Annotated in this window: 22 protein-coding genes, 1 pseudogene and 1 riboswitch; of the genes and pseudogenes, 7 read left to right on the top strand and 16 right to left on the bottom strand. The window is 63.0% G+C overall.

The window, feature by feature from the left end; translation table 11 throughout:
* Positions 1–56 precede the first annotated feature (56 nt).
* The 4 genes from AC1D05_RS34635 to AC1D05_RS34620 all read right to left on the bottom strand — a co-directional run bounded on the left by AC1D05_RS34635 (position 57) and on the right by AC1D05_RS34620 (position 2,578).
* Positions 57–977 carry a pirin family protein gene (locus tag AC1D05_RS34635; RefSeq protein WP_477447358.1) on the bottom strand — a complete coding sequence of 307 codons (921 nt, stop codon included), beginning with the start codon at positions 975–977 and terminating at the stop codon, positions 57–59.
* Positions 978–1,017: 40 nt separating this feature from the next.
* Positions 1,018–1,284, bottom strand: a complete 267-nt coding sequence (locus tag AC1D05_RS34630; RefSeq protein ID WP_023759114.1) for a DUF2277 domain-containing protein — start codon at positions 1,282–1,284, stop codon at positions 1,018–1,020.
* A 112-nt stretch (positions 1,285–1,396) separates the two neighbouring features.
* Positions 1,397–1,648: an exodeoxyribonuclease VII small subunit gene (locus AC1D05_RS34625; protein ID WP_027034215.1), complete on the bottom strand. Its 252-nt coding sequence runs from the start codon at positions 1,646–1,648 to the stop codon at positions 1,397–1,399.
* A gap of 3 nt (positions 1,649–1,651) precedes the next feature.
* Positions 1,652–2,578, bottom strand: a complete 927-nt coding sequence (locus AC1D05_RS34620) for a histone deacetylase family protein (protein WP_477447356.1) — start codon at positions 2,576–2,578, stop codon at positions 1,652–1,654.
* A gap of 120 nt (positions 2,579–2,698) precedes the next feature.
* A riboswitch (cobalamin riboswitch) is annotated at positions 2,699–2,878 on the top strand.
* A 48-nt stretch (positions 2,879–2,926) separates the two neighbouring features.
* On the opposite strand from AC1D05_RS34620, the pseudogene bluB reads away from it, so the two are divergent.
* A pseudogene (gene bluB, locus AC1D05_RS34615) lies at positions 2,927–3,565 on the top strand (5,6-dimethylbenzimidazole synthase); the annotation flags it as partial.
* Positions 3,566–3,660: 95 nt separating this feature from the next.
* Here the strand turns inward: bluB and AC1D05_RS34610 are convergent.
* Both AC1D05_RS34610 and AC1D05_RS34605 read right to left on the bottom strand, forming a co-directional pair.
* Positions 3,661–4,644 carry a hypothetical protein gene (locus AC1D05_RS34610; protein WP_477447354.1) on the bottom strand — a complete coding sequence of 328 codons (984 nt, stop codon included), beginning with the start codon at positions 4,642–4,644 and terminating at the stop codon, positions 3,661–3,663.
* A gap of 106 nt (positions 4,645–4,750) precedes the next feature.
* Positions 4,751–5,350 carry a TetR/AcrR family transcriptional regulator gene (locus AC1D05_RS34605; protein ID WP_258584948.1) on the bottom strand — a complete coding sequence of 200 codons (600 nt, stop codon included), beginning with the start codon at positions 5,348–5,350 and terminating at the stop codon, positions 4,751–4,753.
* Positions 5,351–5,469: 119 nt separating this feature from the next.
* On the opposite strand from AC1D05_RS34605, the gene AC1D05_RS34600 reads away from it, so the two are divergent.
* The gene (locus AC1D05_RS34600) at positions 5,470–6,693 is read left to right on the top strand and encodes an MFS transporter (RefSeq protein WP_477447352.1); all 1,224 of its coding nucleotides are present in this window, start codon (positions 5,470–5,472) and stop codon (positions 6,691–6,693) included.
* Positions 6,694–6,750: 57 nt separating this feature from the next.
* On the opposite strand, the gene ribB is transcribed toward AC1D05_RS34600, so the two are convergent.
* Both ribB and aroC read right to left on the bottom strand, forming a co-directional pair.
* On the bottom strand, positions 6,751–7,851 hold the full coding sequence (gene ribB, locus AC1D05_RS34595) for a 3,4-dihydroxy-2-butanone-4-phosphate synthase (protein ID WP_477447350.1): 1,101 nt from the start codon (positions 7,849–7,851) through the stop codon (positions 6,751–6,753).
* Between the two features lie 100 nt (positions 7,852–7,951).
* Positions 7,952–9,067 carry a chorismate synthase gene (gene aroC / locus AC1D05_RS34590; RefSeq protein ID WP_477447348.1) on the bottom strand — a complete coding sequence of 372 codons (1,116 nt, stop codon included), beginning with the start codon at positions 9,065–9,067 and terminating at the stop codon, positions 7,952–7,954.
* 185 nt (positions 9,068–9,252) lie between these two features.
* Here aroC and AC1D05_RS34585 point away from each other — a divergent pair, with 185 nt between their 5' ends.
* Complete coding sequence (locus AC1D05_RS34585; protein WP_027041441.1) at positions 9,253–9,513, top strand: DUF1344 domain-containing protein; 261 nt, start codon at positions 9,253–9,255, stop codon at positions 9,511–9,513.
* Between the two features lie 114 nt (positions 9,514–9,627).
* On the opposite strand, the gene AC1D05_RS34580 is transcribed toward AC1D05_RS34585, so the two are convergent.
* The 4 genes from AC1D05_RS34580 to AC1D05_RS34565 all read right to left on the bottom strand — a co-directional run bounded on the left by AC1D05_RS34580 (position 9,628) and on the right by AC1D05_RS34565 (position 12,686).
* Entirely contained in the window at positions 9,628–10,215 is a 588-nt protein-coding gene (locus tag AC1D05_RS34580) for a histidine phosphatase family protein (RefSeq protein WP_477447347.1), read from the bottom strand.
* Between the two features lie 52 nt (positions 10,216–10,267).
* Positions 10,268–11,089, bottom strand: coding sequence for an enoyl-ACP reductase FabI (gene fabI / locus AC1D05_RS34575; RefSeq protein ID WP_477447345.1), 822 nt, complete (start codon positions 11,087–11,089; stop codon positions 10,268–10,270).
* 105 nt (positions 11,090–11,194) lie between these two features.
* Positions 11,195–12,124 carry a DnaJ C-terminal domain-containing protein gene (locus tag AC1D05_RS34570; protein ID WP_477447343.1) on the bottom strand — a complete coding sequence of 310 codons (930 nt, stop codon included), beginning with the start codon at positions 12,122–12,124 and terminating at the stop codon, positions 11,195–11,197.
* Between the two features lie 100 nt (positions 12,125–12,224).
* A complete protein-coding gene (locus tag AC1D05_RS34565) occupies positions 12,225–12,686 on the bottom strand; it encodes an RT0821/Lpp0805 family surface protein (protein WP_477447342.1) in 462 nt (153 codons plus the stop codon).
* Positions 12,687–12,726: 40 nt separating this feature from the next.
* Between AC1D05_RS34565 and pdxH the strand changes: the two genes are divergently transcribed.
* Positions 12,727–13,344, top strand: a complete 618-nt coding sequence (gene pdxH / locus AC1D05_RS34560) for a pyridoxamine 5'-phosphate oxidase (protein WP_477447340.1) — start codon at positions 12,727–12,729, stop codon at positions 13,342–13,344.
* A 6-nt stretch (positions 13,345–13,350) separates the two neighbouring features.
* Here pdxH and AC1D05_RS34555 read toward each other — a convergent pair whose 3' ends face one another.
* Together AC1D05_RS34555 and AC1D05_RS34550 are read right to left on the bottom strand one after the other, a co-directional pair.
* Positions 13,351–14,103 (bottom strand): crotonase/enoyl-CoA hydratase family protein, encoded by a 753-nt coding sequence (locus AC1D05_RS34555; RefSeq protein ID WP_477447338.1) that lies wholly within the window; start codon positions 14,101–14,103, stop codon positions 13,351–13,353.
* A gap of 32 nt (positions 14,104–14,135) precedes the next feature.
* The gene (locus tag AC1D05_RS34550) at positions 14,136–15,905 is read right to left on the bottom strand and encodes an acyl-CoA dehydrogenase (RefSeq protein WP_477447336.1); all 1,770 of its coding nucleotides are present in this window, start codon (positions 15,903–15,905) and stop codon (positions 14,136–14,138) included.
* Between the two features lie 209 nt (positions 15,906–16,114).
* Between AC1D05_RS34550 and AC1D05_RS34545 the strand changes: the two genes are divergently transcribed.
* The 3 genes from AC1D05_RS34545 (at position 16,115) to AC1D05_RS34535 (ending at position 18,603) form a co-directional block, all read left to right on the top strand.
* Positions 16,115–16,351, top strand: a complete 237-nt coding sequence (locus AC1D05_RS34545; protein ID WP_477447334.1) for a hypothetical protein — start codon at positions 16,115–16,117, stop codon at positions 16,349–16,351.
* A gap of 133 nt (positions 16,352–16,484) precedes the next feature.
* Positions 16,485–17,597 carry a glycoside hydrolase family 25 protein gene (locus AC1D05_RS34540; RefSeq protein WP_477447395.1) on the top strand — a complete coding sequence of 371 codons (1,113 nt, stop codon included), beginning with the start codon at positions 16,485–16,487 and terminating at the stop codon, positions 17,595–17,597.
* Positions 17,598–17,934: 337 nt separating this feature from the next.
* Complete coding sequence (locus AC1D05_RS34535) at positions 17,935–18,603, top strand: hypothetical protein (protein ID WP_477447332.1); 669 nt, start codon at positions 17,935–17,937, stop codon at positions 18,601–18,603.
* Between the two features lie 58 nt (positions 18,604–18,661).
* On the opposite strand, the gene purD is transcribed toward AC1D05_RS34535, so the two are convergent.
* Positions 18,662–19,942 carry a phosphoribosylamine--glycine ligase gene (purD, locus tag AC1D05_RS34530; RefSeq protein WP_477447330.1) on the bottom strand — a complete coding sequence of 427 codons (1,281 nt, stop codon included), beginning with the start codon at positions 19,940–19,942 and terminating at the stop codon, positions 18,662–18,664.
* Between the two features lie 155 nt (positions 19,943–20,097).
* Positions 20,098–20,919: a phytanoyl-CoA dioxygenase family protein gene (locus AC1D05_RS34525; RefSeq protein ID WP_477447328.1), complete on the bottom strand. Its 822-nt coding sequence runs from the start codon at positions 20,917–20,919 to the stop codon at positions 20,098–20,100.
* Positions 20,920–20,991: the final 72 nt, after the last annotated feature.

Below are 20,991 nucleotides of genomic sequence, written 5' to 3'. Positions count from 1 at the left end.
CCTTGTTTTCGTGCCTATCGTGGTCCCGAAACCGGGCGCCTTTTGGGCGATATTCATTAGTTTTCCGGCAGCGGGATGAACTCTTCCTCATCTCCAGGAACGATATCGAAGCGGCCCGTCTTCCATTCCTGCTTGGCCTGTTCGATGCGTTCCTTCGACGAGGAAACGAAATTCCACCAGATGTAGCGCTGCGAGCCGAGCGAGGCACCGCCGAACAGCATGAAATGCGCGCCGGTATCCGACGATACGACGATCTCGTCACCGGGCCGGAACACCAGCAGCCGCTCCGCCGGGAAAACATCGCCCGAAATCGAGACCTCGCCTTCCAGCGTATAGATGGCGCGCTCTTCCGCATCGGCCGGGATTTTCACGCTGGCGCCCGGCGTCAACCTGAGATCAGCATAGAGCGTCTCGGTATCGGCCCGCACTGGCGAGCGCAGCCCCTGGAAGTCACCGATGACCACGCGACCGCGGACACCTTCGGCGTCGATCTCGGGCAGCCGCAAGGCAGCCGTGTTCTCGAACACCGGCGCGACCTCTTCCTTGCCATCAGGCAAGGCCAGCCATGTCTGCAGGCCGGAGATCGACATTGGCGCACCGCGCAGTTCCTCGGGCGTGCGCTCGGAGTGGACGATGCCGCGGCCGGCGGTCATCAAATTCACGTCGCCGGGCTGGATCACCATTTCCGTGCCCAGCGAATCGCGATGCCGGATCTTGCCGTCGAACAGATAGGTCACTGTCGACAGGCCGATATGCGGATGGGGACGGACATCGAGCGCCTGGCCGGCGCGCAGGATCGCCGGGCCCATGCGATCGAAAAAGATGAAAGGCCCGACCAGCCGCCTTTTGGCGGTCGGCAGAGCGCGACGGACCGGAAAACCACCAATGTCCTTGGCGTTTGGTATCACCATCAATTCGATCTGGTCGCTGGCAAAGGCGTCGCCGGCTTCAGGGTCTTTCCCTGGGAAGAAGCTCATGAACTCTCCTTGTCAGCGGCCAAGGGCCGCTTTGGCGGCATCAGGCAAAGCGGATGGCTGACTTTGCCCGTAGTTTCGCCGCCACCTCTTCACGATTGCGCGGATGCTGGTGGGTTTCGAGCGAATCGAGCAACTCGCGCGCTGATGCCGCAATGGCTTCGACGGCGTGGTCGAACGCGTGCTGGTTCTGCTTCGACGGCCGTGTCGTTCCGCTCAGCTTGCGGACGAACTGAAGGGCTGCGTCGCGGACTTCGTCATTGGTTGCCGGCGGATCAAAATTGAACAGGGTCTTGATGTTTCTGCACATCGCTTCCGTATCTCCTCTCGTCCTGGAGCCGTTTCAATCGGGATGAGTTTAATCCCCAACCATGATCGTGTCCAAAAACCGGCGAGGCAAGACCGCCGTTCGCGACTGTGCATCAATCCGCGTCGAGCGGCTCCGTGCCAACCGGCTTGCCGTCGCGCGACAGCCTGATCTTCTCGACCTTGTCCTCAGCGGCCTTCAGCAGCCGGTCGCAATGCGCCTTCAGCGCCTCGCCGCGCTCATAGATCTTGATCGACTGGTCGAGCGGCACGTCGCCACGCTCCAGATCATCGACGATCTTCTCCAACGCGTCGAGTGCCTGCTCGAAGCTCATCGCCTTGACGTCTTCATTGGTCTCAGCAGCCATTATTCATCCTTTCATCAGTCGCCCGACATGGGCGGCGACCGAAAATGCCAATCCTTGCAGATCGTAGCCGCCCTCAAGCAGGCTGACGAGCCGGTTGCCGCTGTGGCGGGCCGCGCGCTGCATCAGCTGGCCGGTCGCCCAGTCGAAATCGTCTTCGGTCAGATTGATCTCGGCCAGCGGGTCGCGGTGGTGTGCGTCGAAGCCCGCCGAAATGATGATCAGATCGGGCGCGAAATTGTCGAGCGCCGGCAGGACGCGCGACAGGAAGGCATCGCGAAACACCTCGCTGCCGGTCTGCGGCGCCAAAGGCGCGTTGACGATGTTGCCGGCGCCGGTCTCGCTCGTCGCGCCGGTGCCGGGATAGAGCGGCATCTGGTGCGTCGAGCAATAGAGCACCGACGGATCGTCCCAGAAAATATCCTGCGTGCCGTTGCCATGGTGCACGTCCCAGTCGACGACCGCGACACGCTCGACGCCATGCTTCTTCTGCGCATAGCGCGCCGCGATCGCCGCCGTGTTGAAGAAGCAGAAGCCCATCGCCGTCGTTTTTTCGGCATGGTGACCAGGCGGCCTCGCGGCGACGAAGACATTGTCGGCGCGGCCTGAAAAAACATCATCGACAGCAGCGTTGGCGGCACCGATGGCGGTGATCACCGCCTGCCAGCTCTTCGGGCTGGCGGTGGTGTCGGCATCGACGCGGGCAAGGCCCTCTTCGGGAATGGCGGCGCGGATGCGCGCGACGAAATCGGCGGGATGCGCGTAGAGGATGGTGGCCTCGTCGCCCTCCGGCGCCTTGACGCGATCAAGCGCGGCAAAGGCTTCGTCGTCGAGGACGCGCTCGATGGCGCGCAAGCGGTCCGGCCGTTCGGGGTGACCGGGCGGTGTGATGTGCTCAAGAAAGATCGGGTGGGTGTAGAGACGGGTTGTCATGCTCCCTATCTAGTGCCCCGGCGCCGCGATGGCCATGCATTGCGGCTCGATCGCTGGGGAAAATCACGCCTGCGTCCATCGGCGTCGCTGCGGGGATTGGCGCCGCAGGCGCTTCGGCGTAAGGTCCCGCCACTGCCTGGTGCCCGCCGCAAGCGGGAGAATCGGGAACACGGTTGAACTCCGTGGCGTGCCCAACGCTGTGAGGGGGACCGCGCCGGTAAATGCCACTGTCGATGACGGGAAGGCACCGGACGCGGGTTGATCCCGAGCCAGAAGACCGGCCTGGCAGGCATCGTCATCCGCATGGTCAGGCGGAGGACATGGACTGCGATCGCAAGGGGACAAGCGATGCCGGATTCTATGAACGACGGATTTGACCAGATAGCGCGCGACGCGGTCTACCGCGCCATGTTCACGCGGCGCGACGTGCGCAGCCATTTCCTCCCCACGGCACTCGATGATGAGGTGCTGGCGCGGCTGCTGCTTGCCGCCCATCACGCGCCGTCTGTCGGTTTCATGCAGCCGTGGAATTTCATTGTCATCCGCGATGCCGCGCGACGGGCGGAGGTGCGCGACCTGTTCCTGGCCGCGCGAGAACAGGAACTGCCTGAAATCGAAGAAGACAAACAGGCGCTCTACCGCAAGCTCAAACTGGAAGGCATCTGCGAAAGCGCGCTCAACATCTGCATCACCTGCGACCGCCAACGTTCGCAGGGGTCGCCATTGGGACGCTGGCACAATCCGGAGATGGATCTCTACAGCACGGTCTGCGCGGTGCAGAATTTCTGGCTGGCGGCGCGCGCCGAAGGCGTCGGCGTTGGTTGGGTCAGCATCATCGAGCCGCAAGCGCTGAAGAGCCTGTTGGCCATTCCCGAGCACGTGACACCGATCGCCTATCTCTGCGTCGGCCGTGTCTCGGAATTCGCGCCGAAACCGGACCTTGAAACGCATGGCTGGGGCCGACGGCTGCCGCTGCCCGAATTGATCACGAGCGAAACTTTTTGCGGGCAAGGCGAGGCGCGGCTCAAGTCAGCCGTGGCGGACCTCAACATCGCTGTTATCGCGCCCGCGCATCCCGCCGATCAGCGTGTCGCGCCTGCAGTACCCCAGCGCGACCCGCCAAAGGAGGCCAGCGCCTTGTCCTTCAACTCCCTGAACTTCGACGACGCTTCGGCCAGCCGGGCATCCCAGGCCGGATCGGGCACCTGGCCGGCGATGGTCTTGAAATAGACCTGCATCAGGCAAGCGATGGCGAATGGCTCGATGAAGGCCGCCTTGAAGGCCCAGGCGAAGACGATGGCGAGCACGAAGGCCCAGCCGGCGAGCTGCCCTGGCATCATGAACAAAATGGCGGCGGCCGGGGCCAGCATCAGCAGGAAGATGACGAAAGACACGCCCCACATGATGACCGCCAGCCAGACGGCGTTCTTGACCATGGTCTTGCCGTTCTGGGCGTAGAGCACGACGCCTTGTCGGGCCGTCTCGAAGGGCGAGGACGAATTGATGCGGATGTTGTAGCCGAGGATGATCTCGTCGACATAGGTCAGCGACAGGCGGATCACCGTGTTGATGAAGGAGACCAGGCCGCTCAGGCCCGGGATCGGCAGGAAAGCGGCGATGCCGCCGAGCAGGCCGGTGATGGCGCGGATGGCGCCCTTGACCAGCTGGTCGACGACGAAAAGGATATTGGCCTCGGCAAAACGCTCTGTGACGACCTGCTTTGCATAGGCGATCTGGTTCTGGCCATCGGGAACATCCCGGCCATCGATCAGATGGACCATGACGGCGATATGGCCAGCCTTGACGACGTAGAGGATGTATTCGCGGATCCAATAGACGGCGATCGAAACGATGCCGAAACCGACCACGCCACCCCACAGGGCGAAGGACATTGGCCCGTCGGGATCGGTGGAGATATGGCCGACGCCATAACCGACGGAGGCGCCCGTGCCGGTCGCCACGATGTAGGCCAGAGTGATGCCGAAATAGACGATCATGCGAAAGACAATGAAGGGCCAGGTCCTGATCATGATGGACACCGACCGGCCGATCTCGAAATCCCACATGGCTCCGAATCTCCCCTCAGAGATGGCTGCGAAGGATGCGCTCACCCCATAGATTGGTCAATCGGGGGCGGTGGTCAGCGAGGCGCCCAACGGGGATTTGGGTCTGTTATGAACCTGGTTTTCTGAGGAGGCCTTCAAGCAGCTGCTTGAAGGCCGCCACCACCATCTTCGATGTCGCTTCGGGATCGTTCGAATTGGCGATCCGCTGCGCCGCCTGGCTGCTGGCGCCATTGATCAGCCGTGCGGCGGTCTCGGGGTCGACGCTCGGGACGACCACCCCTTCCCCCTGCAGCGCGGTCAGATGATCGGTCATTGAACCGACGCAGGCATTGGCATTGGACCATTGCGCCGGATCGCCCAGCACGGCTGGACCATCGCGGAACATGATGCGCTGGATTTCCGGCTCCAGCGCCATCTCGATATAGGTCGTGCATTCGTCGACGAAGTGTTGCCAGCGAGTCGGCGCTTTCGAGGCGACCTCATTCACCCGAGCCGCCATCTCGCCGTCGATTTCGGCGATAACCGCCTCCAGCAGTCCCTTCTTGTCGCCGAAGTGATGATAGAGCGCGCCGCGCGTCAGTCCGGCCGAGGCAGTGAAATCATCCATCGACGCTTCGGCATAGCCTGTCGTGCCGAAGGCCTGGCGCGCCGCGGCGATCAGCTTGGCGCGCGTCTCGGCAATCATCTCCTTGCGGGGTCTGTGCATTCTGCCTGGCCTTATCCACATACGTTCCGTATGCCAATTGACATACGTCGCGTATGGTCTATCTAATCCTCATACGCTCCGTATGTAATTGTCAGATCGCCTTTTGTCGAGGAACCGCCATGCAAAACCCCTATGCTGAAATCTTTCGTGCTCCGGGAGCCAAGGGCTTTGCGGCCGCCGGCTTCATCGCGCGCCTGCCGATCGCCATGGCGCCGATCGGCATCGTCGCCATGCTGTCGCAGACGCGCGGCGAATACTGGTTGGCGGGTGCGGTCTCGGCGACATTCGCTCTCGGCAACGCATTCGTCTCGCCGCAAACGTCGAGGCTGGTGGACCGACTTGGCCAGACGCGGGTTGCGGTCCCCACCACCCTCATCACATTTATCGCCTTTGCGGTGCTGATTGTTGCGGCCAATCAGGACTGGCCGGTATGGACGCTGTTCGTGTCGGCACTGGCGGCCGCCGCCATGCCCAGCATGCCGGCAATGGTTCGCGCGCGCTGGACCGAGCTTTTTCGCGGACGTCCGCAAATGAACACTGCATTCGCGTTCGAGTCGGTCGCGGACGAGCTGGTCTATATTGTCGGCGCATCGCTTTCGGTGGGACTTAGCGCTGCGCTGTTTCCGGAAGCCGGCGTTCTCGCAAGCACGCTGTTTCTTGCCATTGGCTGGGCCGCGTTCATCCTGCAGCGTTCAACCGAACCACAAGTGCGGCCGGTTGGTGATGGCTCCGCCGGCTCGGCAATACGTCTGCGGCCCGTGCAGATCATCACCTTCGCCATAATTTTCGTTGGCGCGACCTTCGCGACGACGGAGGTCAGCACGATAGCGCTCACCAAGGAGCTCGGCCAGCCCAGTGCCGCCAGCCTCGTCATCGGCGTCTATGCAGTGGGATCGTTCGCGCTCGGCATTGTGGTCGGCGCGCTCAACCTGAAAGCGCCGCTACAGCGGCAACTCGCCATTGCAGTCGCCACCCTGGCGCTCAGCACATTGCTGCCGCTCACGGCTGGCTCAGTGCCGCTGCTGGCCCTGACCGTGTTCCTGAGCGGCGTGGCGATCTCGCCGACCTTCATCACCGCTTTCGGCCTGATCGAGCGGCATGTGCCGGAAGCAATGCTGACCGAGGGCATCACCTGGGTGACGACAGGGATCGGCATCGGCATGGCGCTGGGCGCGTTCGTCGCCGGCGCGGTGGTGGATGCGTTCGGCGCCCAGAGCGGGTTCTGGGTTTCAGTGGCGGCAGGCACCATCGCGCTGATCACCGTGCTGCTTGGCCAGCGCAGCCTTGCCACCCATAAATGCGAGCTGGAGGGATGCGACGCCGCCGCTGTTCCGGCCGAGTGACCGCCAGGATATGTCGAGATTCAGGTCAGGCCGACCTCACCTGAATATCAACATGGCCTAGATAATCTCGGTCTTGGCGATGTGGATGCCAAAGCCTTCGAGGCCGACATAATGGCGCTCGCGCGAGGCGATCAGGTTGATCGAGGAAATGCCGAGATCCTTCAGGATCTGCGCGCCGAGGCCGATCTCGCGCCATTCGTTCTCGCGACGGCGGGCCTCTTCATGATCCTCGCGGTCGCCGCTTAGCGGACGCTTCCGCTCCTGGTGGGCGACGCCGACCGAACCCTCTCTGAGATAGACGATGACGCCGCGCTTGCGCTCGCCCATCGCTTTCATGATGGCGTCCAGCCGGTGGCTGGTGCCGAAGACGTCGGTCACCACATCCTCGGAATGCAGGCGCACCGGCACGTCCTCGCCGTCGCGGATATCGCCGAAGACGATAGCGACGTGATGCATCGTGTCCCAGGGAAGCGTGTAGGTGAAGACCTGCGCCTTGCCGCCAAGCGTGTCGATATCGGAGCAGGCGACGCGCTCGACCAGCGTTTCCTTGCGCTGGCGGTAGGCGATGAGGTCGGCGACCGACACCTGCTTGAGGCCATGCTCCTCGGCGAAAGCCTGCACCTGCGGGCCGCGCTTGACGGTGCCGTCATCATTGACCAGTTCGGAAATGACGCCGATCGGCGGCAGACCGGCGAGCTTGCACAAATCGACCGCGGCTTCGGTATGGCCCGAACGCATCAGCACGCCGCCTTCGCGCGCGATCAGCGGAAAGATGTGGCCCGGGCGGACGAAATCGGAAGCGCCGACATTGCCATTGGCGAGGTTGCGCACGGTCAGCGTGCGGTCGTCGGCCGAAATGCCTGTCGTCGTGCCATGCTTGAAATCGACGCTGACGGTGAAGGCGGTGGTGTGGGCGGAATCATTGTCGGCGACCATCGGCTGCAGGTTGAGCCGCTTGGCTTCCTCGCGTGGCATCGGCGTGCAGACGATGCCCGAGGTGTTACGCACGATGAAGGCCATCTTCTCCGGCGTGCAGTGGACGGCGGCGACGATCAGGTCGCCTTCATTCTCGCGCCCGTCATCGTCCATGACGACGACGATCTCGCCGCGTTCGAAGGCGCGGATAGCTTCGACGATCTTCTTCTGGTCGTAAGGCATGGAATGCTCGCTTCGCTAGCAGGGAATAAGGGAGTACGGCAGTAGGGCAGTAGGGGAAAGGAAAAATTTGGCTGTTTCAGTGGGCTGCGTAGCACAATGCCTACTGCCTACTGCCTACTCCCTGCCCTGTCTGTCCCCTATGCCGCAGATAATGATCGGCGATGGCACAGGCAACCATCGCTTCGCCGATCGGCACGGCGCGGATGCCGACGCAGGGATCGTGCCGGCCCTTGGTCATCACCTCAACGTCGTTGCCGTCCTTGTCTATCGACTTGCGCGCCGTCAGGATCGACGAGGTCGGCTTGACGGCGAAGCGGGCAATGATCGCCTGGCCGGTCGAGATGCCACCGAGGATGCCGCCGGCATTGTTGGACAGGAACACCGGCTTGCCGTCATTGCCCATGCGCATCTCGTCGGCATTCCGTTCGCCGGTGATACGCGCAGCCTCGAAGCCGTTGCCAATCTCGACGCCCTTGACGGCGTTGATCGACATCAGCCCGGAGGCGATGTCCTGATCGAGCTTGGCGTAGATCGGCGCGCCAAGCCCCGGCGGAACGCCGTCAGCGACGATCTCGATCACCGCGCCGACAGAGGAACCGGCCTTGCGGATGCCGTCGAGATACTGCGTGAAGACGGGAACGGAAGCGGGATCGGGGGTGAAGAACGGGTTCTCGGCGTCACCGATGAAATTCCAGTTCCAGTTGGCGCGATCGATCGACTTTTCACCCATCGAGACCAGCGCGCCGCGCACCACCATGCCCGGCACCACCTTGCGGGCGAGCGCGCCTGCCGCCACCCGCGCCGCTGTTTCGCGGGCCGAGGAGCGGCCACCGCCGCGATAGTCGCGTATGCCGTATTTGACGTCATAGGTGTAGTCGGCATGGCCCGGCCGGTACTGGCGAGCGATCTCGCCATAGTCCTTCGAACGCTGGTCGACATTTTCGATCAGCATCGAGACCGGCGTGCCGGTGGTGATCATCGTCTCGCCGTCCTCGTCGAGCACGAAGCCCGACAGCACCTTCACCTCGTCCGGCTCGCGGCGCTGGGTGACGAAGCGCGACTGGCCCGGCCGGCGCTTGTCGAGCTCGGCCTGGATTTCGTCACGCGTGAAGCGGATGCCCGGGGGGCAGCCGTCGACCACGCAGCCCAGTGCTGCACCATGGCTTTCGCCCCAGGTGGTGACACGGAAAAGATGGCCGAACGTGTTGTGAGACATGGAAAAGTGCCCTGCCCGGCAGCGGAGCCGGTTGAAGCCTGCCTTCTATTGGCGTTTTTTGCAGTGGTCAAACTGTCATCCCCGCCGTTTAAGTTTTGACACATTCGGCTGGTTTCTGCTTTCTTCCATCCGCCGTTGAGGATCCGCCGCCACCCAAGCCGGCGCAATGACCAAAGAGGACGATTATGCGTACCCTGATTGGCGCTGTTGCCGCCACGCTGCTGCTTTCCACCGCTGCTTTCGCCGGCCAGACCGAAGGCCTGATCAAGAAGGTCGACAAGGACGCGCTGACCCTGACGCTGGACGACGGCAAATCCTACAAGCTGAACGCAGAGACCGATCTCGACGCGCTGAAGCCGGGCATGGACATCGTCATCGCCTATGACGTGACCAATGGCGAGAACGTCATCACTGACATGCAGTTGCCGGACGGCGACACGAACTAAAGCTTCCGACCCAATTTGGATGTGTGCCGTCGGTTCGACATTCCGCCGAGCCGGCCCAGTCGCCTCTTACGCGATTGTGGCCGCAAACTGCCGTGTCTGGCCATTGTAGACGGCCTAAAGCCACTCCAGGCTCTTGCCTTGGAGTTTGAGCACGCGATCCTGCGGTATCTCCAGGTTCGCGGCCTCGTCTTCGGCCATGTCGAGCACGAACCGGAACAGGGTGCGCATGACGCCACCGTGCGTCACGCAGACCGTCCTGCGGTCCATCTCGTCGAAGCAGGGTTTTACCCGTTCGAGCAGCATCTGGTAGCTTTCCGACCCGTCGCCGGGCGGCTGAAAATTCCATTTGTCCAGTGCGCGGGACCGGCTCGCTCCGGGTGACTGCGTCTCGAGTTCGGCAAAGGTAAAACTCTGCCAGTCACCGAAATTGACTTCGATGAGGCGTGCATCGGTCCGATAGGCGAGCGGATCGAGCATCATCGCTGCGCGGATGCGTTCCATCGTTTCGCGCGTTCGCCGCATCGGGCTGGCGACGAAATCGAATTCCCCGGGATTGCCGACAAGTTCGGCCAGCCGATGCCCGTTCCCGGTCGCCTGTTCGCGGCCAAGGACATTGAGATCGGTATCGGCCTGGCCCTGAAGCCGGAACTCGGCGTTCCACGCGGTCTGGCCGTGGCGCACGATATAAACCAGCGGGTACATCAGGTCTTCCGGAGATCGGGCCAGGGCCTGGGCGGAGGATAGGCGGAGGGAGCTAGTCCTTGACCGTCGAGATATCAGGCGCGTCGACCGCCTTCATGCCGACCACGTGATAGCCGGAATCGACATGATGCACTTCGCCGGTGACGCCACGCGACAGGTCGGACAGGAAATAGACGCCGGAATCGCCGACCTCTTCCTGCGTGACCGTCCGCTTCAGCGGCGAATTGTATTCGTTCCATTTCAGGATGTAGCGGAAGTCGCCGATGCCGGATGCGGCAAGCGTCTTGATCGGGCCGGCGGAGATGGCGTTGACGCGGATCTTCTTGGCGCCGAGATCGACGGCGAGATAACGCACGCTGGCCTCGAGCGCGGCCTTGGCGACGCCCATGACGTTGTAGTGCGGCATCACCTTCTCGGCGCCGTAATAGGTCAGCGTCAGAAGCGAACCGCCATCGGTCATCAGCGCCTCGGCGCGCTTGGCGATGGTGGTGAAGGAATAGACCGAAATGTCCATGGTGCGCAGGAAGTTGTCGCGCGTCGTCTCGACATAGCGGCCGGTCAGTTCGTCCTTGTCGGAAAAAGCGATGGCATGGACGAGGAAGTCGAGCTTGCCACCCCAATGCCTGGCGACATTGGCGAAAACCTCGTCGAGGCTCCCCGGATCGGTGACGTCGCAATGGCCGGCGACAAAGGCGCCCAGTTCCGCCGCCAGCGGCTCGACGCGCTTCTTGAACGCCTCGCCCTGATAGGTCAGCGCGATCTCGGCACCATGATCCACACAGGCCTTGGCGATGCCATAGGCAATCGACCTGTTGTTCGCGACGCCAAGAATCAGGCCGCGCTTGCCGGCCATCAGGCCCTGTCCACCCGCCATGTGAGCGCTCTCCGCAAGGTTTCTGCTTTGTGGAGTGCCTATCGCACAGGCACACAGCCCCTTCAAGCGTTCAAACCGGACAGTTCGGGGGACAAAAGCGCTGGATCAGCCTTTTTGGCCGCGCAGCAGGGCTTCGAGTGCAGAATCCCCGCCCTCCGGCAGCATGATGCGCACATGGGCATAGAGATCGCCATGGCCGCCGGCTTTCTCCGGCAAGCCCCTGCCCTTGAGTCGCAGGACCTTGTCCGAGCTCGACCAGGCGGGAACATTGACCGCGAGCCTGCCGGTTGGCGTCTCGACCGGCACCTTGGCGCCCAGCACGGCATCGGCCAGCGAAACCGGCAGATCGGCATGCAGGTCGCGGCCTTCGATGCGGTAGCGCGGATGCCGGCGGATATGGATCTTGACCAGCGCGTCGCCAGGCTGGCCCGGGCCTTGCTCGCCCTGCCCCTTCAACCGGATGGTCTGGCCATCCTCGACAAAGGCCGGCAGTTTGACCGCCACCTTGCGGCCATCGGGGAACATCGCCGTCACCTTTTCGGCGGTCGCGGCTTCCTCGATGGTGACGTCGAGCGTGACGTTGACATCGGCCGCCGTCGCCGGCTGGCGGCGATCGCCGGCACCGGCGCCGCGCGCGCCAGAAAAGGCGTCGCCGAAAATCTGGCTGAAAATATCGCTGTTGCCGTCGAACGGATCACCGCCAGGGCGCCCAGACCGGAATTCGAATCGCGAACCACCGGGTCCTTGCTGGCGGCGAAACCCACCGAAGGGATCGCCGCCACCGGCAGCGCCCTCAAATCCCTGGAAGCGTGGCTTGCCGTCGGCGTCGATCTCGCCGCGATCGAAGGCGGCGCGGTTCTTCTCGTCGCCGACGATCTCATAGGCCTGGTTGGCCTGGGCAAAACGGTCCTTCGCCTTGGGATCATCCGGATTCTGGTCCGGATGATGTTTCTTGGCGAGTTTCCGATACGCCGATTTTATGTCCTTGGCCGATGCGTTCTTTGCAACGCCCAGGACCTCATACGGGTCGCGCATGCTTCCTGCCCTGGAAATGAGTTGAGTCCATACTTGCCCCCTATATGCGCTCGCATAGGAAGAAATTCCAGTAGCGGAGCGTCATATCAAAGGCAGAAAGTCAGAGCGCCTTGAAGCCCTGCATGCGCCAGCCGCCGGCACTGGCGAGGCACAGTTCGCCTTCGAACATGGCAACACCATCAAAGCTTTCGCGCGAGGCCTTGAAGCGGCGGCAGGTCTGGCCCCTGTCCTTCAATTCCGCCAGTTCGGTGATGGAGCCGCGTGAGCCGGTGCCGGTATTCGCCCACGGCACGGCCTGGCCGCCGAGTTGCTCGATGTCGGCGGAGGACACCGCATTGCCGATCGTCGTCTGGTCTGAGTCGCGATCCGAATCAGTTGGCTTGGCCGAAGTCTGCGTGCTGCTGGTCAGGATCGAGCGGTCGACTTCGGCTTTTTCCAGGCTGAAGCCACCCGCGCCACAGCCAACAAGCGGCAGGGCGATTGACACGATCGCCGCTTTCGCGCTGGCCGAAGCGATAACGCCCCATTGCCTGCTGTCAAAAGCTTGCGCGATACGCGACAATCGGCAACCTCCCTGATTTCGTGACAATTTGAGAAAAACTATGAGTGACACCGAGTTAACAAGCAGTGACTTTACCGAAGCGGCCGAGCCGTTTCGTCTCTTTGCCGCATGGCTGGACGACGCCACCAAGAGCGAAATCAACGACGCCAATGGCGTGGCACTGGCGACCGTCGATGCCGAAGGCATGCCGGATGTGCGGATGGTGCTGCTCAAGGGGTTCGATGAGGGCGGCTTTGTTTTCTACACGAATTTCGAGAGCGCGAAGGGCCAGGAGATTCTTGGCAGTATGAAAGCGGCGATGTGTTTCCACTGGAAATCGCTGCGCCGTCAGGTGCGCATTCGCGGTCCGGTGGAGATCGTCAGCGATGCCGATGCCGACAACTATTATGCGACGCGCCCACGCGGCAGCCGCATCGGCGCCTGGGCCTCGAAGCAGTCGCGGCCGCTTGAAAGCCGCTTCGCGCTGGAAAAAGCTGTCGCCGAATACACAGCGCGCTATGCCATCGGCGAGATCCCTCGGCCAAAGCACTGGTCAGGCTTCCGCATCGTGCCGAAGACGATCGAGTTCTGGCATGATCGGCCGTTCCGGCTGCATGACCGGGTGGTTTTTTCCCGCAACGCCAAAGGCGGTTGGGACAAGACGCGGCTTTATCCCTGAAAGGTCTCAGTTCTTCTTTCTGGTCATGAATGCGGTGAGCGCCGCACGAGCCTCATCCGACTTCAGCCGCTCGCGGAAATGCTCGCTTTCCTCGCCAATGCGGGCGACGAGGTCGTCACGTGAGCCACGCATCAGGTCGCGTGCGATCTTCAATGCCTGCGGCGGCTTGCAGGCGATCTGGCCGGCGGCCGCCAGGACCGAGGCTTCAAGCGCGCCCTCCTCGACCACTTCGTAGATCAGGCCCGCGGCCTTCGCGCGCTCGGCGGAAAAGCCCTCGCCAAGGCCAAGCAACGCAAACGCGGCTTGCTGGCCCAAAATGCGCGGCGCCAAAAGACTCGATCCTGCCTCGGGCACCAGGCCGAGGTCGACGAAAGGCGTCCTGAACACGGTGCGCGGCGTGGCGAAGGTCAGGTCGCAATGCAGGTTGATCGTGGTGCCGATGCCGACCGCGATGCCGTCGACGCCGGAGACGATGGGTTTTTCGACCCTGGCCAGCGCCATCAGGAAATCCCAGACCTCGGTGCCGCCATCGCCGCCGGTGGCGACAACCATGAAATCGGCAAGGTCATTGCCGGAGGAGAAGGCGCCGGGCACGCCGAGGAAGACATGGACGCGGATCGCCGGATCGGCATCGCCTTCGGCAAGGGCCGCCGACATCTTGGCGTACATGGCGCGCGTCAGCGCGTTCTTCTTTTCCGGGCGGTTCATGCGGATGATCTGGATGGCGCCCTGGCGCTCGACGAGGATATGGTCTGTCACGGTCTTTTTTCCCTGGTGAGCGCTGTGAGAATTCAGGCTGATATCAGCGTCTTGCCAGCAGCGGCGAGGCTCTCTGCGCCATCGACAACACGCCCTTTCAAGGCGCGCGCCTCGCCGAGCAGGTTTTCGGCGAAGAAGCGGCAAAGGGCGATGCGGCCCTGATCGGCAAGACCGCCACGCGCCAGATAGGCACCGCCGGCGGCAAGCGAGATCAGCCTGAGATACGGCGTCGCACCCGCCAGCACCTCCTCCACCCGACCGTCGGCCGACAATTTCTGCAGGAAACGGGTCGCCTGTGTCAGATCGTCGAGTGCGGCATCGAGCGCATCGGCGGTGCGGCCGAAACCTTGCAGGTTGGAGGTGCGCACGGCGTTGGCGACCGTGGCCAATTCGCTGATGAAGCCATGCACATGTTCGCCGCCGCCGAGCGGCAGTTTGCGGGTGACCAGATCGATCGCCTGGATGCCGTTGGTGCCCTCGTAGATCGGCGCTATGCGCGCGTCGCGGTAGAAGGCCGCCGCACCCGTCTCCTCGATGAAGCCCATGCCGCCATGCACCTGAAGGCCGAGCGAAGCGACGTCAACGCCGACATCGGTCGAAAATGCCTTGGCCAGCGGTGTCAACAGATTGGCGCGGTCGCGCCAGTGCGCAGCCTGATCACCATCCGAGACCCGCGCCATGTCGATGGCGTGGGCACAGGAATAGCTGATCGCCCGCGCGGTCTGCGTCAGCGCCTTCATGGTCAGGAGATTGCGCTGCACGTCGGGGTGATGGACGATCGGCGCCATGCCCGCACCGGAGTAACCCGCCGCCTTGCCCTGGCGGCGGTCGTTGGCATAGGCGATTGCCTTCTGCGTGGCGGCTTCCGCGACGGCGACCCCCTGCATGCCGACGCAAAGCCGGGCATTGTTCATCATGGTGAACATGCAGGCGAGGCCCTTGTTCTCCTCGCCGATCAGCCAGCCGATGGCGCCGGGCTTGGCGCCCTGGAAACCGTCGCCATAGATCATCGTGCAGGTGGGCGAGGCATGGATGCCGAGCTTGTGCTCGAGGCCGGAACAGAAGACGTCGTTGCGCGCGCCAAGCGAGCCGTCGTCGCCGACCAGGAATTTCGGCACCAGGAACAGCGAGATGCCGCGCGTGCCGGCCGGCGCATCGGGCAGCCGCGCCAGCACCAGATGGATGATGTTGTCGGTAAAATCGTGCTCGCCATAGGTGATGAAAATCTTCTGGCCGAAGATGCGGTAGGTGCCGTCGCCGGCCGGCTCGGCGCGGCTGCGCAAGGCGGCGAGATCGGAACCGGCCTGCGGTTCGGTCAGGTTCATCGTCCCCATCCACTCGCCCGACACAAGCTTGGCGAGGTACTTCGCCTTGAGGTCTTTGGAAGCATGCTTGTCCAGCGCTTCGACCGCGCCCATGGTCAGCGTCGGGCCGATGCCGAAAGCCATGGCGGCGGAGTTCCACATTTCGAGCGCGGCGACGCCGAGCATCGTCGGCAGCGCCTGGCCGCCATACTCTTCCGGCCCGGAAAGCGCGTTCCAGCCGCCGTCGATCCAGCGGCGATAGAGGTCCTTCCAGCCCGGTGGCGTGGTGACGGCAGCGTCCTTCAGCACCGCACCGTGTTCATCGCCGATCTTGTAGAGCGGCGCCATCTCCTCGGTGGCGAACCGGCCAGCCTCGCCAATGACGGCATCGACCAGATCCTCGCCGAGATCGCCGAACGTGCCCGCATCAAGGGCCGGCTTCATGCCAGCCACATGCTTGAGCGTGAACGCGATATCCTCGACCGGTGCCCGATACATGCCGCTTTCCTCCTCAGCTTCCGCCTGCCGACCCTATGGCTCGCGGAGCCGCAAAACCATCCGCCTTTGGGCGGTCTCCCATCTTCTTTTTACGTAAACGTCAAATTTTGTCACGCGGATTTTGCAATCGCGCCGGCCTGTATTAAATTCGATGGACGTCGCATCAAGTCGAACGTCCACAGACAGAGCCAGCCGACCGGAACCAGCCCATGCTCGCCAGACCCGACGCCTATCGCTGCATCGAATGCGGCTTGCCCTACCGCGCAACGGGGTTCTGGCATCATGGGGGTCAGCTCGAACACGGTGCCGCCTATTGGTCGGATCGCGGCATATTGTGCTCGCCGCAATGCTCTCTCGCCCACCATCGCAAACGCGCCGCCGAAGGCACGCTGCAGCAAGACCCCGCGCCCGATCCGTTTGAACTCCAGCCGTTCAACCGACGCTAACTTCCCCACGGCCTCAGCATCGGGAAGCATTTCTTAACCATACCGGCTCACCATCGGTGTTTGGTCAGCGGGGATTCCCTGTTTGAAAACGCCGGCGCATCCTCTTCACCGCTCAGCCATCGCTCTTGCGGCGATGATGGCGCTGATATCGGCGGCAAAGGCCTCGGACTTTTCCGAGCCGTGGAAGAGCGCCGACCGGGCTCTTGTGGTCGACGCTTACGAGTACAATTCCATCGACTGGGCGCAGCTTGCCACCGACAAGCGCATCGCCGGTTTCATCAACAAGGCGTCGGACGGCATGCCGCCGCCCTATTTCTGTTTCGGCAACGACACCGAGGTGAAGCTCTGCAAGGCGCTGTGGAAACGCCATGCGGTGACGCGCGAACTGTTCCAGACGCGCCGGGTCGTCGCCAAGGCTCTCGGCATGAAATGGGGCGCCTATCATCTCGCCCGCCCCGGCAATCCGGTCGAGCAGGCCAATAATTTCCTCGATTTTGCCGATCCCGCGCCGGACGATCTCATGGCGCTCGACATCGAAGGCATCGATCCATCGCAGTGGATGTCGCTCGACGATGCCGAGGAGTTCGTGCGCCAGGTGCATCGGCGCATCGGCCGCTTCCCGGTGCTCTACACCAACGGCAAGACGGCCCAGTACATCGCCGACAACCGCTATAAATACCGGCTCTTGTCGCGGCTGCCGCTCTGGTATGCCCGCTACAAGACAGATATCGACGTGCATTTTCCGATGGGCAACTGGCAGGGCTACGCGCTCTGGCAGTTCTCGGCGCAAGCCAATTGCGGCCGCTTCCGTTGCCCCTACAGGGTTGCCGGCACGCCCAACGATATCGACGTCAACGTCGCACCGACCGATGCCGCCACGCTGCGCCAGCAATGGCCGTTTGGTGGGCTTATCGACGTGCCATCAGACTATCTTGCTAGCGTGCCGGTTCCGCTCTCCCGGGAAGCAGCGCTCGCCGGCAAGGCCACCCTCATCTATGCCGATGTGGCAACGCCGCCGACATTCGAGGAAATGGTCGCGGTGCTGGGCTCGCGCTGGTCCAAATTCAGCGATGGATTCCGCATGCCCGTGGTGAAGACGGTGCCACGGCGGCCGAGCTTCGGCATCGTGCAGTATGTCGCCTGGAAGCGCACCGAGCAGCGTTCTCCGGAGCAACTCGACGCCGCGTTTGCCGCGGCCGACCCGCTCAGCACTGCTTCGACAACGCTCGACCGCGATCAGCGCTGACATCGGCGGAGGCAGAATTCCCTAGCCGCATCCAGCCGACATACCCAGGCTGGGCACGATTCTGCCGATCCTCGCCGTGGCCTTGCTGGTGCTGGTGCGCGCAAGCCCAAGAAGGATCAGCGTTGTACGATCGCCGTGCAGTGCCATCGCATCCATAGAAGCAAAAAGGACAGCAATCAGCGGCCGTCTTGCAAGTTACAGGGTCTTAACGGCTCTGCGCCAAAGTGTTTCTATGAAACTTCCTTTTTTTGGCCGCAAACCATCTTCGTCGCCACAAACATCTCCTTCTCCGCCAGCAAGTGGTGGAAATGGCGAAGCTCATCCTGGGCATCGCGCCGTGCTCGATCATCTGCGCAGGAGCGAAGGTGACCAGCCTCTTGTGCGTCCACAACTCGTCGGGCGTTTGCTCTTCGACATGATCTGCAAAATGATCGCCAATGATCGCGGCGTGCGTATGGAAGATCTCCTTGCGATCCTCGCCTCGACCGGCGGTTTCTCATGCCTCGTGGCCGCATTGAGCGAGATCGGCCAGAGCCCGCCAAGCGGCGGCAACAGTCTGACAATAGTGACCGGGAAGGACGGCCATCACTACTTCTTCGGTGATCTCCCCAACCGCTATCTGATTGAAAGCGAATTCGCATTGCTGAGTTTGGCCTTGGGGGCGGCACGAGCCTTTGGCGGCAGTGTCTCGTTGGACATGGTGCATCAAACCATGCGCCACGTCGCGGGCACGGTAGGTGGTGAGAGTTTCGGGCAGCCACAGCTTCCCGCGGAACACCGCCCCGGCGATCTCCCATTCAACTATGTCAGATTCCTGTGGCCAAGAGTCCTCGAAGGGCTAAAGCTCTATGAAGTGCCGCCAACGCAGGCGCCGATCGCGATCGGTTTTGCACTTCAGCGTGCGATCGAGGCAGGCAAGGATGCTATCGATCCGACGCTGGCGGCGCGAATCGCGATCGAGTGCGCCGTTCCAATGGCCAAGGTCGATCCGAAGCGAATTGTCTAAGGTCTGCGTTCCGAAGGCTTCATGGATGATGGCCTCGAGCCCGTAGCGCTCGATCCAATCAGGCGCCGGTCTTCTCGCGCGCCACAGCCTGCCAGCCGATGTCGCGGCGGCAGAATCCATCTGGCCAGTCGATCCGGTCGAGCGCGGCATAGGCCCGCGCCTGCGCCTCGCCGACCGTGGCACCAGTCGCGGTAACATTGAGGACGCGGCCGCCATTGGCGACCAGCGCGCCGCCATTGATGGCGGTGCCGGCGTGGAAGACCTGGACGCCGTCGCCCGCCGCCTGTTCGACGCCACGGATGACGGAGCCTTTTTCCGGCGTGCCGGGATAGCCCCTCGCCGCCATCACCACGGTGAGTGCCGCCTCGTCGCGCCAGCGTATGGACGTGTGCGCCAGCTGGCCGTCCACGGCGGCGTTGAGCAGGACCAGCAGATCATCCTTGAGACGCATCATCAGCACCTGGCATTCGGGATCGCCGAAGCGGGTGTTGTATTCGATCAGCTTCGGCCCCTTGTCCGTGATCATCAGCCCGGCGAAGAGAATGCCGGCGAAAGGCGCGCCGAGCTCCGCCATGCCGCGCATGGTCGGCTCGATGATTTCACGCATGGTGCGCTCGATCATTTCCGGCGTCATCACCGGGGCCGGCGAATAGGCGCCCATGCCGCCGGTGTTGGGGCCGGTGTCGCCATCGCCGACGCGCTTGTGGTCCTGCGCCGTGCCGAAGGGCAGTGCGGTGGTGCCGTCGCAGAGGCAGAAGAAGCTCGCCTCCTCGCCGGTCATGAATTCCTCGACCACCACCTCCGCGCCGGCGGCGCCGAAGGAGCCCTCAAAACAGGCATCGAGGGCTGCCCGCGCCTCGTCCAGCGTCATGGCGACGGTGACGCCTTTGCCGGCGGCGAGCCCGTCGGCCTTGATGACGATCGGTGCGCCCGTCTTTTCGACATAGGCTTTTGCCGAGGCCAGATCGCTGAAGCGTCCGTAGGCGGCGGTCGGGATGTCGTATCGGGCGCAGAGATCCTTGGTGAAACCCTTCGAACCCTCCAGCCGCGCGGCGGCCTTGGAAGGCCCGAAGACGCGGATGTTTTCGGCACGCAGATCATCGGCAATGCCGGCGACGAGCGGCCCTTCCGGACCAACCACGACGAGATCGATCTTTTTCTCGCGGCAGAAGGCGACGACGGCGGCATGATCGGTGATATCAAGCTTCACCAGTTCGGCCTCGCTGCCGATGCCCGGATTGCCGGGAGCCGCGTAAAGCTTGGTCAGCAGCGGCGAAGCGGCGATCTTCCAGGCCAGCGCATGTTCGCGGCCGCCGGAGCCGAGAAGAAGAACGTTCATGGCCACCTCTTGATGCTAACCCTTGAAGAGCACCCGCTATTGCTCTCCGGGCCACGGGTCAAGGCATCAGGGTGTTTTGATCGAAATTGCGCACGGGAACGTTCTCCCCAGCCGAATATAGGCGCCAAATTCCGGCGCCCATATTCTGGCCCGCTTCAGCCGGGGAAAACGACCGGGAACCAGTCCTCGCGCAATTTCTGGCCCGGCTGCATGCCATGGCCGTGATAGGGCGGCGACGTGCGGCCCGGCCGCTCGACATAATGGGCATCGTCGCCGACCCAGCGCAGCGACAGCGCCCGGCGCCGTGCCGCGGTCGGGTTGCCGCGCGCGCCATGCGCGGTGCGGAAGTCGAACAGGATGGCGTCACCCGGCTCCATCTCCCATTCGAGAACCTTCATCGACGGATCCTTGTCGGGATCGGGCACCGGCAAATAGTCGCCCTCGCCGGCGTAGAAATTGCTGTCGTCGAGCCACCGCACCGGCAGGATCATCTTGTCCCATTTATGCGAGCCGGCGATCAGGCGCAGCGTCGCTTCCTTCACCGGGTCGATGGGGATCCAGAAGCTGACCGTCTGCTGGCCATCGACGAAATAATAGGGGATGTCCTGATGCCAGGGCGTCGGCTTCTGCGTTCCGGGTTCCTTGACCAGCACGTGATCGTGGAAGAACTGCGCCGTGCGTGACTGCATCACCGCCGCCGCGATTTGCGCGGCCGGCGATTTCCGCACCACCTCGACGAATTCAGGAATGCGCTCCCAATTGCAGTAGTCGTCGAAGAAACTGCCTCGACCATTGGCGATGTCCGATGCGGTGGCGCTGCGGTTCTGCATGTTGCGTTCGATGCCAGCGGCGATCGTGTCGACCCAGCCCTTGAAGGCGCCACGGATGCAAACCGCCCCGTCACGCTGGTAGTCGGCGATTGTATCCGCGTCGATGATGTCGGTTTTGATTGCACGGGTAGCAGTTTGGGAAGCCATGGCGTTCTCCTCTTGGAATGAACCGACTATCGCAACATCAATTCATTCAGTAAAATAATAACTTCTCATCTG

Source organism: Mesorhizobium sp. P2_E9 (assembly GCF_056403815.1).
Note: the sequence above shows the minus strand (reverse complement) of the source record. Positions and strands in the feature narration are given on the sequence as shown.